Here is a 15,482-nt window from a genome sequence, read left to right on the forward strand (position 1 = left end):
GTGACGACTTTTCCCAGAGAGTGTCTGCCAAGTGGTCGTCCTCCTGTTGGGGCCGCTTAGTAGTTAGCGCCGCTACGTCGGTGGTGGACGGCTGTGGAGGCTTCCTGATCCAACACGCCGCCATGATCCAGCTCGGCATAGATCAACCAGTGATCTCCGCATTCCATGCGCTGGCTCACGCGACCTTCCAGCCAGGCCAGAGCCTCGGGGAGCAGCGGTTGTTCATTCGGACTGGTCTCGAGTTCCAGCCCGCTGAACCGGTCGGCGCCAGGTTGAAACGGTTGCAGGAACTGTTTCATCGGTCCGCTTTCGCGCCCCTCGGCCAGCACGTTCAGCGCAAAGCGATCGCCTTTGTGCAGCAGGGCTTCCACGGCGCGGTCCTTGGCTACGGCCACCGTCAGTCCAGGAGGTGTGAAGCTGGCTTGGCTGACCCAACTTGCCACCATCGCGCCGCTGAGTTCTCCCTTACGCGTGGTGAGGATGCACAGGGATCCGACCACCCGTCCGAGGGCCAGCACAGCCGGATCGCTGCGGCTTTCGCTCATGCTTCCGGCGTTACGGCGTTGGGCACGCTTCTCCGCCTGCAGCAGTTTGCGGGCGAAACGGGTGCCGGTTTCCTCCAGCTCTTTCACCTTGGCTCGATCAGGGCTGAATTTGACCCGGATCGGCTCGAAGCCGAAACTGAAGCCGCCATCTCGCAGCTTCGTTTCCAACAGGTCCACGGCTTCACCGCTCCAGCCAAAGCTGCCGAACACTCCCACCGGTTTGCTGCGGTCACCCTCTGCCAGCAGAGTTCCTAAAGCGGAGACCACCGGGGTGGGTGCGTGACCACCGAGGGTGGGTGAGCCGATCAGGATCCCATCCGCGGACTGGATCGCTGCAACGAGTTCTTCCGATGGTGTGAACTCGCAGTTGAGGCTGGTAACTCGAATGTCGGTGCGACTCACGCCTCGGGCCAGGGCATCGGCAATCGCTGAGGTGTTGCCGTAAGCGCTGGCGAACAGCAGAACCACATTCAGGCTGGATTGCTGGTGACTTTCACCCCAGCGGTGGTAATCATTCAGCAGGCTGCGCCAGCTGGCATCGATGGCGGGCCCATGGGCTGGCGCAATCGTGCGGATGCTCAGTTCCTCCAGCCGCTCCACCAGCAGGTCAACCTTGCGGGCCATCGGTGCCATCAGGCAGTCGTAGAAATGGCGACGCTCTTCTTCGGTGCTGCTTCGGTTGGCTTCCGCCCAGACGTTGGTGCAGAGATGGGCGCTGAAGAACTTGTCGCTCATCAGCAGCCCGAAGCGCTGTTCGAAGGCCATCAGTCCACCCGGCCAACGCGGCGTTGGTGCTGGCAGCAGCAGCAGGTTGCGCCCGTTGCTCAACGGTTGAAATTCTTCCCGTCGGATCACTCTCAGCGGCGGGAATGGGGGTAGTGCTGCCTGCTCCTCTTCCACTCCAGGGGGCGTGGGTTTGCGTTGGTTCCAGAGCTCCTCCAGCAGCTTGGCGCCGGGATTGGACGCGATCAGCTCAAGGCCTGGATAAATCCCGGCCAGTTCCTGCAACAAGGCCACACGGTTGGGATTCACGTGCCCCACGACAATCAGCAGGGGCTGATCCCTGGCCGGCAGAGCGTCCAGAAGAGCAGGAACAAAAACGCTGCTGTAGGCCATTCCCGGTGGATGCACGAGAACGGCGGGCTGCTCCACGCCAGTTGCATCAGGGCCTGCCTCAAACAGAAAACTGTTGGCCGTGCTGCCACGCTCCAGTGCGTATTCCAGCTCGAACCGCAGACGCTGAGGGCTCAGTCCCCGCAGGCAGATCAGGCCCTGGTCTATTGGCAGGTTGATCACCTGCCGGTCAGCGGATGCCGAGCTGGCAGCGACGGTGGTGACCATCAGTAGTGGTTGCCCGTTTTGCGGTGATGAACGGCGGTTCGCCCGTCGATGTCGGCCACGTTGCCCTGCTCAACCAGTGCGTAGATGATCCAATGATCCGGACCTTCCATCCGCTGCTCCACCCGACAGCTCAGGTAGGCCAATGCATCAGTGAGCACAGGGCCGCCTTCAGCGGCACCGTGCAGCACATTCACTCCCTCGAATCGATCGGCGCCTGGGGGAAAGCGTTTGAGGAAGTGCTGCATTAAGGGCTTGTAGCGGTCCTGCCGGAGTACGTTGATCACAAAGCGATCGCCGACCTGCATCAGCGCTTCAATCGCTCGATCCTTGGCCACGGCGACACTGAGGCCGGGGGGGCGGAAACTGGCCTGAGCCACCCAGCTGGCCACCATCGCTCCACTGCGGCGGGCATCGCCCTCGCCCTGGCTTGCGGTCACGATGTACAACCCGCCGGTGAGGCGGCCGAGTGCCTTGTCGAGGTTGGCATCAATACTGCGCAGTGCTTCGATCGATTTTTTTCGGGTCAGGATCTGTCCGAGGTCAGTTCCTGATTCCTCGCAGCGTTGGTAATCACCGCCCTGGGGCAGCTGGCGGATACGCAGCGGTTCAAAGGCTGGTTTCAGACCCTGGTTGCGCAGCTGCTCGGCAACAGCATCAATCGGCTCATCGTTGCCACCGAAAGCGTCGTAAACCCCAACCAATTGCTTGGGCTGCAGAGCAGCCAGAAGAGTTCCGATCGAGGCCTGCAGTTCACCATCCGGTTCCGCCGGCCAGGTGGGAACCACCACCGCCTTGGCTTCGCCAACCAGTGCGGTCAGTTCCTGTGGATCGGTGGCCCGCAGATCCACCAGCTGAACCTGTGCATCGGCTTTACCGATGCCGTGGGCGATGGCCTGGCTGAGACGGTCCGAGAAGCCGTACTGGCTGAGATAGCAGACGGCTGCATAGCTGTCGCCCTTGCTGCGTTGGCTGCTCCATTCCCTGTAGTCGTTCAACCAGTGGCTGAGGTGTTGGCGCAGCAGGGGGCCATGCCCCACGGCGACGGTGTTGATCTCCGGTAAGGCATCCATGCGCTTCAGTGCCTGCAACACACTGCGAGCGTTGGGGCCCATCAGGCAGTCGTAATAGAAGCGGAAGTCCGGTGCGATGGCCCCAGGGTCCGAGTCGAACAATTCTTCGGAGCAGTAATGCAATCCGAAGGCATCGCAGGTGTAAAGAATCCCGCTGCCGTGATCGAAGGAGAAGATCGTGTCGGGCCAGTGCAGGTTGGGAGCACTCAGGAATTCGAAGTGATGCTGAACGCCTGTGTCCGGACTGGTGCCCAGATCCAGTTCATCGCCGGTTTTCACAGCTCGCGATTTGAAGGGGCGGTGCACTTGGTCTTGGAGGAACTGGATCGCCACCTTGGAACCCACGATCTCGATGTCCGGATTGAGGTCGATCAGATCGCCGATCAGTCCGGAATGATCCGGTTCGGTGTGACTCACGATCAGATGATCGATTGCCATCGGATCGATCTGCTCCTTCAGCAGTGGCACCCAGGTGTCGCGGAACTTGGCGTGGCTGGTGTCGATCAGGGCGTTGCGTTCGCCGCGCACTAGAAATGCGTTGTAGGTGGTGCCGTTGCGTAGCCCAAATTCAATATCGAATCGGCTGCGTTCCCAGTCCAGGGAACGGATGGTGGTGCTGTCAGGCGCGATCGGCTCGCACTGCAATGTGAGTCGGGGGGTCACAGCAGTGGAGTTCGTGCTGTTCAGGCTTGCCGTGACCATGACTGAATCGCGCGTTGTAACCAACTTTACGGAGATCTTCAGGTCATCGGACCCGGGCTGAGGGCTTCGGCTACACGAGGCAACCAGTCCACCAGGCCTGGTACCGCGATGATCAAGGCCAGGACTGCAACCTGCAGGCCGACAAACGGCAGGGCGCCTCGATAGATATCGCTCGTGCTCACTTCATCGGGAGCCACGCCGCGCAGATAGAACAGCGCAAAGCCGAATGGCGGTGTGAGGAAGGAGGTCTGCAGGTTGGCGCCAATGATCACGCCAAACCACACCATCGCTTCGGGCCCCAGCAGCTGGCGTGCGGCAGGCAGCAGCAGCGGCACGGCGATGAAAGCGATTTCGAAGAAATCGATGAAGAAGCCCAGCAGGAAGATGATCAGCATGCTGAACACCAGGAAACCCACGCGCCCTCCCGGCAGGTTGAGCAGCAGTTCGGAAATCAGCTGATCGCCGCCCACACCGCGGAACACGAGGCTGAAGGCGGTGGATCCCATCAGGATGGCCATCACCATGGCGGTGGTCCGCATAGTGCTCTCACAGACATTCGAGAGTTGTTGGCGGCTGAAACCGCCATTAAGGCCTGCCAGCACCATGGCGCCGACTGCTCCGATCACGCCCGCTTCAGTTGGAGTTGCAATGCCGAAGAAGATGCTTCCGAGCACCGCCACGATCAGAGCGATCGGTGGCAACACCGACTGCACCAATTGCAGAGGATGACCTGAGCCGGTGAGCTCGGGCTTGAGTTCGGGTGCCAGCTCCGGCTTGAGCGCACTGATCACCAGCACGTAGATGGCGAACACGGCTGACATCAGCAGGCCCGGCAGCAGCGCTCCGATGAAGAGATCGCCGACTGAAATGCCGAGCTGATCACCCAGCACCACCAGAACAATGCTTGGGGGGATGATCTGCCCGAGCGTGCCCGACGCCACAATCACACCTGTGGCGAGGCTTTTGTCGTATCCCGCCCGCAGCATGGCCGGCAAGGAGATCAGCCCCATGGTGGTCACGGTCGCTGCCACCACTCCGGTTGTCGCCGCCAGAAGTGAACCGACAAGAACGACGGCCAACGCCAGGCCGCCGCGCAGGCGTCCCAGCAGCCGGCCCATGGTTTCCAGAAGCCGTTCGGCAATGCCGGAGCTCTCCAGCATCGAACCCATGAACACAAAAGCGGGGATGGCCAACAGGGTGAAGTTGGCCATGATCCCCAGGATTCTCTGGGGTAGGGCGGTGACGAACTGCGGTTCGATTTCTCCGCTGAGCATGCCCAGCAGGGCAAAGATCACCCCAATCCCACCAAGACAGAAGGCGACGGGAAATCCGCTCAGCAGCGCCATGATCAGCGCCAAAAACATTCCGGGAGCCAACACCGCCGAGGGGTCAAAGCTGATCACCCAGCCCAGGGCTTCGATTTCGATCACAGCGTGGTGCCTCCCTCTTGGTGCTGCTCATCGGCAGCTTGGGTGGCCTCGGGGTTGCTGAGGGCCAGCCGCAGCCGAAGTGCTTCTGCGATTCCCTGCAGCCCTAACAACAGAAAGCCAATTGGGATGAGCGATTTCACCCAGGTGCGTGGCAGCCCGCCTGGATCGGGCGACATCTCGCCAATGCTCCAGGAGCGCAGCGCTGGTGCAATGGAGATCGCCATCACTCCGAAGGCGAAGGGCAGCAAGAGCAGCAGAATGCTGTTGAGCTCCTGACGGTTGCGGCGGCGTGGTGACCAGCGGCTCTGCAGCACATCCACACGCACGTGGCCCTGTTTCTGCAGAGTCCAGCCGAGGCCGAGCAGAAAGATCAGATCGAAGAGGTACCACTGGGCCTCGATCAGCCCGTTGGAGCTGAGATTGATCCCGATGGCAGAGCCCAAATAGCGGCCAACAACGTTCCAGATTCCGATGGCCAGCATCAGCAGCACGGACCAGCGCGCCAGCCAGGCGGCCGCAGCGTTGAGGCGATCGAACAGGCGCACCATTCCGGAAAGAGGTTCGCTCATCCTTCACCTCCCTCCGCCCTGGTGTTGAACTTCGCCAGCGGCAGCTCGTTGATGCGATTCCAGTTCAGCGTTTCTTTCTGGAACAGCCGCCAGCGTTCCAGTAAATCTCGGAAGCTGGCATCGTCAGCCGCCAGATCTGCAAACAACACGCTGGTGGCTTCCTTCGCCGCTTCGAGGATGTCGTTGCTGTAGGCCTCAAGTTTGATTCCCTGCCGCCGCAGCCTCAGCAGCGCCTCGCTGTTGCGTTGTTCGTACTTGCTGAGCATGCCCAGATTCGCCTGGTAACAGGCTGTGCTGAACATGGCTTGATACTCCTTCGGCAATTTGTCCCAGGCAGTGCGGTTGACCAGCGCGGTCAGGCTTGGCCCAGGTTCCCACCAGCCTGGGTAGTAGTAGTACTTCGCTGCTTTGGGGAGTCCGAGTTTTTCGTCGTCGTAGGGGCCGGTGAACTCCGCTGCGTCGATCGCTCCCCGTTCCAGTGCCAGATAGATCTCGCCGCCTGGCAAGACTTGAACATTCACCCCCAGGTTGGCCATCACCTTGCCTCCCAGTCCTGGGATGCGCATCTTCAAACCCTTGAGGGACGCCAGGTTGTCGACAGGTCGCTTGAACCAGCCGCCCAGTTGACCCCCCGTATTTCCGGCAGGGAAGCTCTTGGCTCCGAAGTCGGCGAACAAGGCGTCCATCGCTTCATTGCCGCCTCCCTGATAGAGCCAGGCATTCTGTTGCTGGGCCGTGAGCCCGAATGGCACGGCAGTGCCGAAGGCGAACGCCGGATTCTTGCCCACGTAGTAGTAGCTGGCCGTATGGCCGCATTCCACGGAGCCGGCTTGCACGGCATCCAGCACTTCAAGTCCGGGAACAATTTCACCGGCGGCAAACGGTTCGATCGTGAACCCTCCGCCACTCATCGCCTTCACCTGTTCACAGATGGTTTCGGCACCTCCGTAAATGGTGTCGAGTGAGACCGGCCAGCTTGTTGCCATCCTCCAGCGCACCTGGGGAAGGCTGCTGCTGCCACCGTTTTCAGCACGACGAATCGTGCAAGCGCTCAGTGCTCCGGCTCCGGCTGCAGCGGCGAGCGCTTGCCCACTGGTCCGGAGCAGCTGCCGACGTTGCATCACGTGCTCCTGGTTTGGTCGCCTTGTAGACGACGCTGTCTGGGCAAGATTATCGATCGCCCCCGGTTTGATCCTGGTTTCGCAATCAAAAAAAGCCCCCTGCGTTGGCAGAGGGGTGAACCGTTCTCTTTTGGTTGAGGCTCAATGCATTGTCATCAGCTTTCGACCTTCACCGACACGGTGGTGCGGTTATCGGTTTTGGGCGCCTCGATCATGAGGATGCCGTCGCGGTAGCTGGCCCGAAGAGCGTCGCGGTCGAGAGAATGGGCAAAGCGAAAGCTGCGGCTCCAGTTGCCGTAGCGAAATTCGCTGAGCAAGGTGTTGTTGGTCGATGCTTCGGCCTCATCGGCTGAATTGGCCTGAGGGTTCAAACGCTCAGCGCTGACGCTGAGACTGCGGTCGCTGGCTTTCACGTCGATGCTGTCGTGAGCCACGCCGGGGAGTTCCAGGCGAATGGAGTAGTGATCTTCGGTTTCGTGAATTTCGGCGGCTGGTACACGTTCGACCTGTGAAAGCTGCTGGTCTAGACGCTCGAACAGATCAAACGGTGACTGACGAAGGGTGATCATGGGTAACTCCTGAAGAGTGATGTTGATGGGGTGTTGACATCACCCACAACGCCAATATGTGCGGGCTTATTGACTCTGAGCAGGGGGACAACCGTCCGATTCTGTTCGGTCTAGGCCACCAGATTCGGTTGTTACGACAGCTATTTCGCAACAACCGAACATTGGCGCATGTCGCTCACAGCCAGGACCAGCTTGAGAACGCTGCCGCCTGCCCGCAGTTTTGGCCTTTGTCGTCCCAGAGGGTCCAGATTCTTGCGTTGTTGATCATGAATCGTTGACCGGTTCGTGACACCCGCACGCCGCTATAGCCCTCGAAAGCGTCTTGGTTATGCGCGCGTTGTAGGGCGGAAGCGCGTTGCTCACGTGCTTCTTCCTCCGCGGTGCAGCGGGAGGGCATGCCGATCATTTCTTGCCAAGACCGCTCCCAAAGACGCAGAGCGATGGCATTGGCATAAATCAGGCGGGGATCATGGCTGTTGTCGTGGGCGAGAACCGCCATCTCGCTGCTGAACAGGTCCGTTGCAGGGTCTGCACAGTTCAGTAGTGGTCGCTTGAAGGCCCGTTGGTGAGACAGCATCAGCCTGGAGATCAGGCACTGCGACTCCGGCGTCTGCCAGGGCGCTGATTCAGCCACCGGCCGCCATGGCTTCCAGCATGGCCCGCTGTGCCAGGGCCTGACCCTGATCACGTAGGTGCTGCAGAAAGCGAGGTCTGGATTCGGGGAAGCGTGGCTCCTCAGCCAGGGGAAGATCGCCGGCTGCATCAAGGCCTGTATCTCCTTCCATCGCGGGGGTGATCACCACCAGATCACCATCGAGGTTGGCTTCGTAACGCCACCAGAGCGTGGGGTTCAGCACCGCTGGATGCGGCGGCGTGATGGTGTCGTCCGGGTTGGACTCGCCGCCATCCGCGGGTGGAATTGATTTGCGTTCAGCTTTGGCCTGATCGGCCCTGGCCTGCAGGGCCTTGAGTCGGTGTTGTGCCAGGTTTTCCAGCAGCTTCGTGCGCGTGCGCCCCCTCAGCTGAAACAGCACGAAGGGGTCTTCGCTGAAGCGTTCTCCCATCAGGAAGTACACCGCACTGATGTGCTTGCAGGGATTGGCTTTATCCGGACAGCTGCATTCACTGCGCACCTCCTGCAGCTTGAAGGGGAAGAGCCGGCGGCCACTGGCCGCAAAGGCTCGTTCGATGTCCGCCGGCATGATTCCGGCCAGGAGCTGTGCCGACCAGCGGGCCTTTTGCGTCAGGGCTTCCAGCACAAAGCCCCAGTCCTCATCGCTCAGCACATCAAGCCAGAGCTTCACTTTGTAGGGGTCTTCATCGGTTCCCTGAACGCGGGCATGTACTCGTCGTCCTTCAAAGCGAATCGATGTCACGTGTCCTTCACGGGCGTAGGTCCAGGCCCGTTCGAGGCGTTTTTTGAAGCGGTAGGAGTTGATCAGCTCCATCCACTGTTCAACCCACCAGGGTTGCTGTCCAAGTCCCTCGTCACTCAGTGAGGTGTTGATGCCGCTGCTGTTGGGGGTGATGGTCATCGCGTCAGGAGGGATTGTCTTCCAGGCTCACCAGCTCCTTGAGCTGGCCCATTTCGAGTCCTCCGAGCCATTCCTCGCCGGAGCCCACGATGTCTTCCGCCAGTCTGGACTTCTCGCGGATCATCCGGTCAATCTTTTCTTCCACCGAGCCGCTGGTGATGAACTTGTGCACCATCACGCGGTTGGTTTGCCCGATGCGATAAGCCCTGTCTGTGGCTTGGTTCTCCACCGCTGGGTTCCACCATCGATCGATGTGGAATACATGGCTGGCCCGGGTGAGATTCAGTCCCACGCCACCGGCCTTGAGTGAGAGCAGGAAAAGTTGTGGTCCGCGGGGATCTTCCTGAAAACGATCGACCATGGCCTGTCGCTCCGTCTTGCTGGTGCTGCCGCTGAGGAAGGGCACCTCGCTGCGCCAGCGGCGTTGCAGATACTCCCTCAGCAACGTTCCCCATTCCGCGAACTGGGTGAAGAGCAGAGCACGGTCGCCGGCCTCGACCACTTCTTCGAGGATTTCTTCGAGCCGTTGCAACTTCGCGGAACGTTGCAGGAAATCCTCACTGGCGTCCTTCTCCTTCAGCGCAAGGGCGGGATGGTTGCAGATCTGTTTCAGGCGGGTCAGTAGTCCCAGCACCTGTCCGTGGCGTTTGCCCCGCGGAGCACGGGCAATGGAATCGAGGGTGTCCTCGACGGTTTTGGCATAGAGCGATTTCTGTTCCTTGCTCAGCCCGACCCATTCGCTCAGTTCCACCTTCTCCGGCAGATCAGAGATGATCGCCTTGTCGGTCTTCAAGCGCCTGAGGATGAAGGGTCCCACCCGCGACTTGAGGTCACGCAGTGACGACATGTCGCCGTAGCGCTCGATCGGCATCCGATAGCGCTGGCGGAAAAATTCCTCCTCACCCAGAACCCTGGGGTTGAGGAAATCCATCAGAGCCCACAACTCACTCACCCTGTTCTCCACCGGCGTGCCGGTGAGGGCGATGCGAAAGCGGGTGCCCTTGCGGGTGCGGGCCAGATCGCGCGTGGCCTGGCTCTGTTTGGCCGACGGGTTCTTGATGGCCTGAGCCTCATCGATCACTGTTCCTTGCCAGTCGAAGCTCTCCAGCAGCTCGATGTCCCGTTGCACCAGTCCGTAACTGGTGAGAACCAGGTCGACATCTTTGAGAGTTTTTTTGAGAGCAGCCAGAGTTGTGGGCCGTTTGGGGCCGTAGTGCTCATGCACGTTGAGCTCAGGCGTGAAGGCTGCGGCCTCCCGTTTCCAGTTGGTCAGCACCGATGTAGGGGCCACCAGCAGTACGGGCTTCTTCAGTTCCTGTTCCACCTTGAGGTGTTGGAGGAAGGCCAGCAGTTGGATCGTTTTGCCCAGGCCCATGTCATCGGCCAGGCAGGCACCCTGGTCGAAACGGTGCAGGAAGGCCAGCCAGCCCAGCCCACGCTCCTGATAAGGCCGTAGTTGTCCACAGAATCCTTCAGGTGCGGGCAGTGGATCCGGTGATTTCTGCTGGTGGTACTGCTCAAGGACCCCCTGAAGCCTGGGGCCGGCATCGAAGGCATGCACGGGTAGGCGCATCAGCGTGTCGCCCTCGGTGGCTGTCAGTCGCAGGGCATCGTCCAGGCTGAGCTCTGGATTGGCGCCACAGAAGCGTTCAGCGTTCTTGAGGTCATTGGGCCGCAGTTCGATCCACGCTCCTTTGTGACGCACCAGCGGGCTGCGTTTGCCACTCAGGCGTTCCAGTTCGCGCAGGGTGAGCGTGACGCCGCCGATCATCAGCTCCCAGCTCCAGTCGAGGCTTTCGCCCAGGGTGAAGCCGCGGGACCGCTCGGGCAGTTCCGCTTTGATCGCCAGTCCCAGTCGGCTGGCCAGCCCGCCGGAAAGGCTCGGCGGCAGATCGACGCCCACACCCACATCGCGCAGTTGACGTGCGGCCGTGCGCACCAGCACAAAGGCTTCCGCAGGGGCGAGCTGCATTGCTTCCGGTGTGGCGCTTTCGAGGCCCCGCTCGATCGGTTCGAATACCGTTAAGGCACGCCCCATGCCCTCCAGTAGCACTTCGCTGGGGTGCTCCACGGGAATCTCTCCCAGCTGAAGACCCTTGGGGCCTGCAGCCCATGCGGCACTGGCCGGCAGCTTCAGTGTGGGGTCTGACTCCGCCTGCAGGAAGAAGCGCAGGGGCCAGAGTTCCTCGCCCTCAGCCGGTGTGGCCAGTTCGAGGCAGGCCCGTGCTGCAGCAACATTGCCGGCCACGCCCTCTCGCCAGTGGTGGCTGGCGGTGGCTAAACGCTCGGCATCTTCATCATTAAGGTTGATCACGCCGGTTTCAGAGCTGAGAGCCTCTTCCCAGGCGCAGAGCAGTGGGTCCAGGCCTTCTTGATCAGGGCTGAAGCCTTTGCGCAGCTGGGCATCCAGTAGGTCTTCCAGCAGGGTGGCTACGCGCAGCCGGCCGCTGCGGGGTCGACAACAGGCCACCGGATTGGCGGCTCGCATCGCCTCCGGTCGCAACCGGGTCATGCGGTTGCTGCGTTTTCCGGTTGGTTCGCGCCAGGGCAGGGCACAGGTGGCAACCAGGGGGAGTCCTCCCGCCAGATCCTCCAGCCGGCGCCGGTCTTCCTCCCGATTGAGCAGTGGCACCCAGCGGGCTCGGTGTGGGTAGCCCTCGCCCTTGCTCAGCTCCACCTGGGGCAGCCAGCGGCCTCGTGCCACCAGGCTCAGCGCCCAGCGCTGCATGTGGCTCCACCAGCGCAGTTCATCGGCTAGATCCGGATGACGACCTGAAAGCGGCAGCTTGGCCAGCCACTCAGTGGCAGCCATCGGTTCGATGGCCAGGCCCTGCACCTGCCAGGGCCACCATTCGGTGGTCTTTGGTATCGGTTCACCGGCCTGCAGCGGCAGACCACACCACGGTGGGTCGTCTTCGGAGGATGTCTTTGCGGCTGCCGAGCGCTGGCGTTTGGGTTTGACGCTGCGACTGGGAAGGGTCAGGCAGGCCGTTGCGTCAATGATTCCGTCTGGCAGCAGGTCACGATCCGTGAGTAAGGTTCGCAGTTCCTCAGTGCTGAGAGTGAAAGGATGAATGGCGGGGGTGGCGCCCGGTCCCATCGGCTCGGCCACACGCCAGGTGTCAGCCCACACGAGCAGAGCAGCTCGACCGGAGCTGCTGGGAGTACGAATGGCCGGAAGCCAGGTGGCGTGCAGCAGGCTCATGGCCGCGACGCAGACAACATGCGTTGGGTTCCGTGTAGCAGGAGCGAACTGCCGATCAGTGGCAGCCACCCCATCACGAAATCCTTCACTAATGATGCCAGGGAATCAGCATCTGCCCAAGGGGAGGGCAGGCACATTCCCAAACTGCGGATCCCGCAGACCGCTCCGACGAGTCCAGCCTGCAGATGAGAGTCCTCCGGATCCACACGAACAAGATGAAAGGCCAGCAGTCCGTAGAACAGTCCGCAACCGGTGGATCGCACCGCCTGATCCACTCCGCAGGGCAGGCTGAGTAGCCCTGCCGCTAGTCCTGCGATCAGGGCCCAGCCCAGGGAGCGCAGTCTCAATGCTGCGCGACTCTGCTCGTCGGTGCTATCGGCCAACGTCGGTGGCAGCTCAAAGGCGATCATGGCTGGAGGACCTGCTGTTCAAGCCCGAACCCGCCATGGCTGTTGCACGATCGTCGCGAAACGAGGCAGCTGGTCCCCGCACTGGTGCGGAGATTCGGGAAGCGTTCCTCGCTTTTTATGAGCAGCGTGGTCACAGGCGGATGCCCAGTGCCTCACTCGTGCCTGAGGACCCCACGGTTCTGCTCACGATCGCGGGAATGTTGCCGTTCAAGCCGATCTTTCTCGGTCAGCAGCAACGGCCTGCTCCTTGTGCGACCAGCAGCCAGAAGTGCATTCGCACCAACGACATCGAAAACGTGGGTCGCACAGCCCGGCACCACACCTTCTTCGAGATGCTGGGCAACTTCTCTTTTGGGGATTACTTCAAGCAGCAGGCGATTGAGTGGGCCTGGGAGCTGAGCACGGTCGTCTATGGCTTGGATCCCAAGAATTTGGTGGTGAGCGTCTTCCGGGAAGACGATGAAGCTGAGCAGATCTGGCGTGATGTTGTTGGCGTCAATCCGAAGCGCATCATCCGCATGGATGAAGCCGACAACTTTTGGGCCTCAGGCCCAACAGGACCCTGTGGTCCTTGCTCGGAGATTTATTACGACTTCAAGCCCGAACTCGGTGATGAAGGAATCGATCTTGAAGACGACGATCGTTTCATCGAGTTCTACAACTTGGTGTTTATGCAGTCGAATCGCGATGCGGAGGGCACGCTTACACCGCTGGCGAATCGCAACATCGACACCGGGATGGGTCTGGAGCGCATGGCTCAGATCCTGCAGAAGGTTCCTAATAACTATGAAACCGATCTGATTTTTCCGCTGATTCAAGCAGTAGCTGATTTGGCTGGTGTCGACTATCGCCAGCTCGACGATAAGGGCAAAACCTCGCTCAAGGTGATCGGCGATCACAGTCGAGCCGTGACGCAGTTGATCAGCGATGGCGTCACGGCCAGCAATCTTGGTCGTGGCTACATCCTGCGCCGCTTGCTGCGTCGGGTGGTGCGGCATGGACGTCTCCTGGGCATCGATAAACCGTTTCTCAAGACCATGGGTGAGGCGGCCATTGCGCTGATGCAGGCGGTGCATCCTCAGTTGGTGGAGCGTAAGGAGGTGATCCTGGCGGAGCTGCAACGTGAGGAAGCCCGGTTCCTGGAGACCCTGGAACGGGGAGAGAAACTACTGGCGGATGTGCTGGAGGCCAAGCCGGAACAGATCAGCGGTGCGCAGGCTTTTGAGCTGTATGACACCTATGGGTTTCCACTCGAGCTCACGCAGGAAATCGCTGAAGAGCATGGTCTGGCCGTTGATCTGGCCGGATTTGAACTGGCGATGGAGCAACAGCGTCAGCGAGCTAAAGCCGCTGCCGTGAGCATTGACCTCACATTGCAAGACGCCATTGATCAGGTGGCCTCGGGAATTGATGGAACCGATTTCCGTGGTTATGAGCAGCTCGAGCAGAGCAGCTGTGTTCAGGCACTTGTGGTGAACGGGGAACCGGCGCAACAAGCCGTTGCTGGTGATTCCGTGCAGGTGGTGCTTGACACCACTCCCTTCTATGGCGAGGGAGGCGGTCAGGTGGGCGATCGCGGCACTCTCGCAGGTGAAGGTCATGACGGCGACGGCCTGATTGTCAGTGTGGAATCCGTCAGCCGGAATCGCAGCGTGTTCGTTCACAGCGGTCGGTTGGAGCGCGGTGCGTTGGCGGTCGGCGATGTGGTCCAGGGTCGCGTGGACCGCAGCTGCCGTCGCCGTGCTCAGGCAAATCACACCGCCACGCATCTTCTGCAAGCAGCTCTCAAGCAATTGGTGGACCCAGGCATCGGTCAGGCCGGATCGCTGGTGAACTTTGATCGCCTGCGTTTCGACTTCCACTGTCCGCGGGCGGTCAGCCCTGAAGAACTCGAGCGCATCGAGGGTCTGATCAACAGCTGGATCGCTGATGCCCATGAGCTTCAGGTGCAGGAGATGGCGATCGACAAGGCCAAGGCCGCAGGCGCGGTCGCCATGTTCGGGGAGAAATACGCCGATGTCGTCCGTGTCGTCGACGTGCCCGGTGTGTCGATGGAACTCTGCGGCGGCACCCACGTGGCCAACACCGCTGAGATTGGCATGTTCAAGATCGTGGCGGAAAGTGGCGTCGCCGCCGGTATTCGCAGAATTGAAGCTGTCGCTGGCCCCGCCGTGCTGGGTTACCTCAACGAGCGCGATGCGGTGGTGAAGCAGCTGGGGGATCGCTTCAAAGCGCAGCCTGCCGAGATCGTGGATCGTGTGGTGGCCCTCCAGGAGGAGCTCAAGGCCACCGGCAAGGCCCTGGCGGCTGCCCAGGCCGAGCTGGCGGTGGCCAAGGCCGGTGCTTTGGCCGCCAAGGCTGAGGCCGTGGGTGAGTTCCAGTTGTTGGTGGAACGCCTCGACGGTGTGGATGGCGCCGGTTTGCAGGGGGCAGCCCAGAGCCTGGCGGATCAGCTGGGGGATGGTGCGGCCGTGGTCATCGGCGGTCTGCCGGATCCCGGCGACACGGGCAAGGTGATCCTGGTGGCGGCCTTCGGTCAGCAGGTGATTGCCGCCAAGCTCCAGGCCGGCAAATTCATTGGCGGCATCGCCAAGCAGTGCGGCGGCGGTGGCGGTGGTCGCCCGAACCTGGCCCAGGCCGGTGGTCGCGATGGTGCGGCCCTCCCTGGTGCACTTGAGGCGGCTAAGTTAGAACTTATGGCTGCACTGGGCTGATTCAGACAGCTTCTCGACTATCCCTTTGGTTTTGCCACGCGTTTGACAGGCCTGGAATGTTGTCGGCAATCAGCTAAATAGCGGAGGCCTTTTGGAGTGTTTTTTTAAAATTTAAATTCTTAATGCTGAATTTCAGCGGGCATGCTCTAGTGATGTATTTCTTGGTTAGCTCTACTTAAGTCTTTGGCTGATTGATGTGTCACGCCTGTTCGATCTGATGATTTCGATATACTGATTAAATTATTGTTGCTTCGATCAGTGATTTTTTGGA

General features: G+C 60.8%; 11 protein-coding genes. 1 reads left to right on the plus strand and 10 read right to left on the minus strand.

Annotated elements, in window-relative coordinates:
* Positions 1-56: 56 nt before the first annotated feature.
* From SIB42_RS03595 to SIB42_RS03640, 10 genes are all read right to left on the minus strand, one after another.
* Positions 57-1,886, minus strand: coding sequence for a diflavin flavoprotein (locus SIB42_RS03595; protein WP_067098687.1), 1,830 nt, complete (start codon positions 1,884-1,886; stop codon positions 57-59).
* Entirely contained in the window at positions 1,886-3,658 is a 1,773-nt protein-coding gene (locus SIB42_RS03600) for a diflavin flavoprotein (protein WP_067098684.1), read from the minus strand. The genes SIB42_RS03595 and SIB42_RS03600 overlap by 1 nt, the downstream gene beginning before the upstream one ends.
* Positions 3,659-3,696: 38 nt before the next feature.
* Entirely contained in the window at positions 3,697-5,088 is a 1,392-nt protein-coding gene (locus SIB42_RS03605) for a TRAP transporter large permease (protein ID WP_067098682.1), read from the minus strand.
* Positions 5,085-5,657, minus strand: a complete 573-nt coding sequence (locus SIB42_RS03610; RefSeq protein ID WP_067098679.1) for a TRAP transporter small permease subunit — start codon at positions 5,655-5,657, stop codon at positions 5,085-5,087. Before SIB42_RS03610 ends, SIB42_RS03605 begins: the two co-directional genes overlap by 4 nt.
* The gene (locus SIB42_RS03615) at positions 5,654-6,778 is read right to left on the minus strand and encodes a TRAP transporter substrate-binding protein (protein WP_067098676.1); all 1,125 of its coding nucleotides are present in this window, start codon (positions 6,776-6,778) and stop codon (positions 5,654-5,656) included. Before SIB42_RS03615 ends, SIB42_RS03610 begins: the two co-directional genes overlap by 4 nt.
* 155 nt (positions 6,779-6,933) lie before the next feature.
* On the minus strand, positions 6,934-7,347 hold the full coding sequence (locus SIB42_RS03620) for an Hsp20/alpha crystallin family protein (protein WP_067098674.1): 414 nt from the start codon (positions 7,345-7,347) through the stop codon (positions 6,934-6,936).
* Positions 7,348-7,522: 175 nt separating this feature from the next.
* A complete protein-coding gene (locus SIB42_RS03625) occupies positions 7,523-7,981 on the minus strand; it encodes an MEKHLA domain-containing protein (protein ID WP_067098671.1) in 459 nt (152 codons plus the stop codon).
* Complete coding sequence (locus SIB42_RS03630) at positions 7,974-8,882, minus strand: SWIM zinc finger family protein (RefSeq protein ID WP_067098668.1); 909 nt, start codon at positions 8,880-8,882, stop codon at positions 7,974-7,976. Before SIB42_RS03630 ends, SIB42_RS03625 begins: the two co-directional genes overlap by 8 nt.
* 4 nt (positions 8,883-8,886) lie before the next feature.
* The gene (locus tag SIB42_RS03635) at positions 8,887-12,087 is read right to left on the minus strand and encodes a DEAD/DEAH box helicase (RefSeq protein ID WP_067098666.1); all 3,201 of its coding nucleotides are present in this window, start codon (positions 12,085-12,087) and stop codon (positions 8,887-8,889) included.
* Entirely contained in the window at positions 12,084-12,497 is a 414-nt protein-coding gene (locus tag SIB42_RS03640) for a hypothetical protein (protein WP_067098663.1), read from the minus strand. The genes SIB42_RS03635 and SIB42_RS03640 overlap by 4 nt, the downstream gene beginning before the upstream one ends.
* Positions 12,498-12,532: 35 nt before the next feature.
* Here SIB42_RS03640 and alaS point away from each other — a divergent pair, with 35 nt between their 5' ends.
* Complete coding sequence (alaS, locus tag SIB42_RS03645) at positions 12,533-15,211, plus strand: alanine--tRNA ligase (protein ID WP_067098661.1); 2,679 nt, start codon at positions 12,533-12,535, stop codon at positions 15,209-15,211.
* The last annotated feature ends 271 nt before the right edge of the window (positions 15,212-15,482 follow it).

The organism is Synechococcus sp. MIT S9508 (assembly GCF_047303045.1).
Taxonomy (GTDB): Bacteria; Cyanobacteriota; Cyanobacteriia; order PCC-6307; family Cyanobiaceae; genus Synechococcus_C.

What these genes read in the sequence shown, in the direction of transcription:
- SIB42_RS03620 (WP_067098674.1), bottom strand. Translation starts at nt 7,347, where the DNA reads ATGATCACCCTTCGTCAGTCACCGTTTGATCTGTTCGAGCGTCTAGAC.
- alaS (WP_067098661.1), top strand. Translation starts at nt 12,533, where the DNA reads ATGGCTGTTGCACGATCGTCGCGAAACGAGGCAGCTGGTCCCCGCACT.
- SIB42_RS03635 (WP_067098666.1), bottom strand. Translation starts at nt 12,087, where the DNA reads ATGAGCCTGCTGCACGCCACCTGGCTTCCGGCCATTCGTACTCCCAGC.
- SIB42_RS03615 (WP_067098676.1), bottom strand. Translation starts at nt 6,778, where the DNA reads ATGCAACGTCGGCAGCTGCTCCGGACCAGTGGGCAAGCGCTCGCCGCT.
- SIB42_RS03610 (WP_067098679.1), bottom strand. Translation starts at nt 5,657, where the DNA reads ATGAGCGAACCTCTTTCCGGAATGGTGCGCCTGTTCGATCGCCTCAAC.
- SIB42_RS03600 (WP_067098684.1), bottom strand. Translation starts at nt 3,658, where the DNA reads ATGGTCACGGCAAGCCTGAACAGCACGAACTCCACTGCTGTGACCCCC.
- SIB42_RS03595 (WP_067098687.1), bottom strand. Translation starts at nt 1,886, where the DNA reads ATGGTCACCACCGTCGCTGCCAGCTCGGCATCCGCTGACCGGCAGGTG.
- SIB42_RS03640 (WP_067098663.1), bottom strand. Translation starts at nt 12,497, where the DNA reads ATGATCGCCTTTGAGCTGCCACCGACGTTGGCCGATAGCACCGACGAG.
- SIB42_RS03630 (WP_067098668.1), bottom strand. Translation starts at nt 8,882, where the DNA reads ATGACCATCACCCCCAACAGCAGCGGCATCAACACCTCACTGAGTGAC.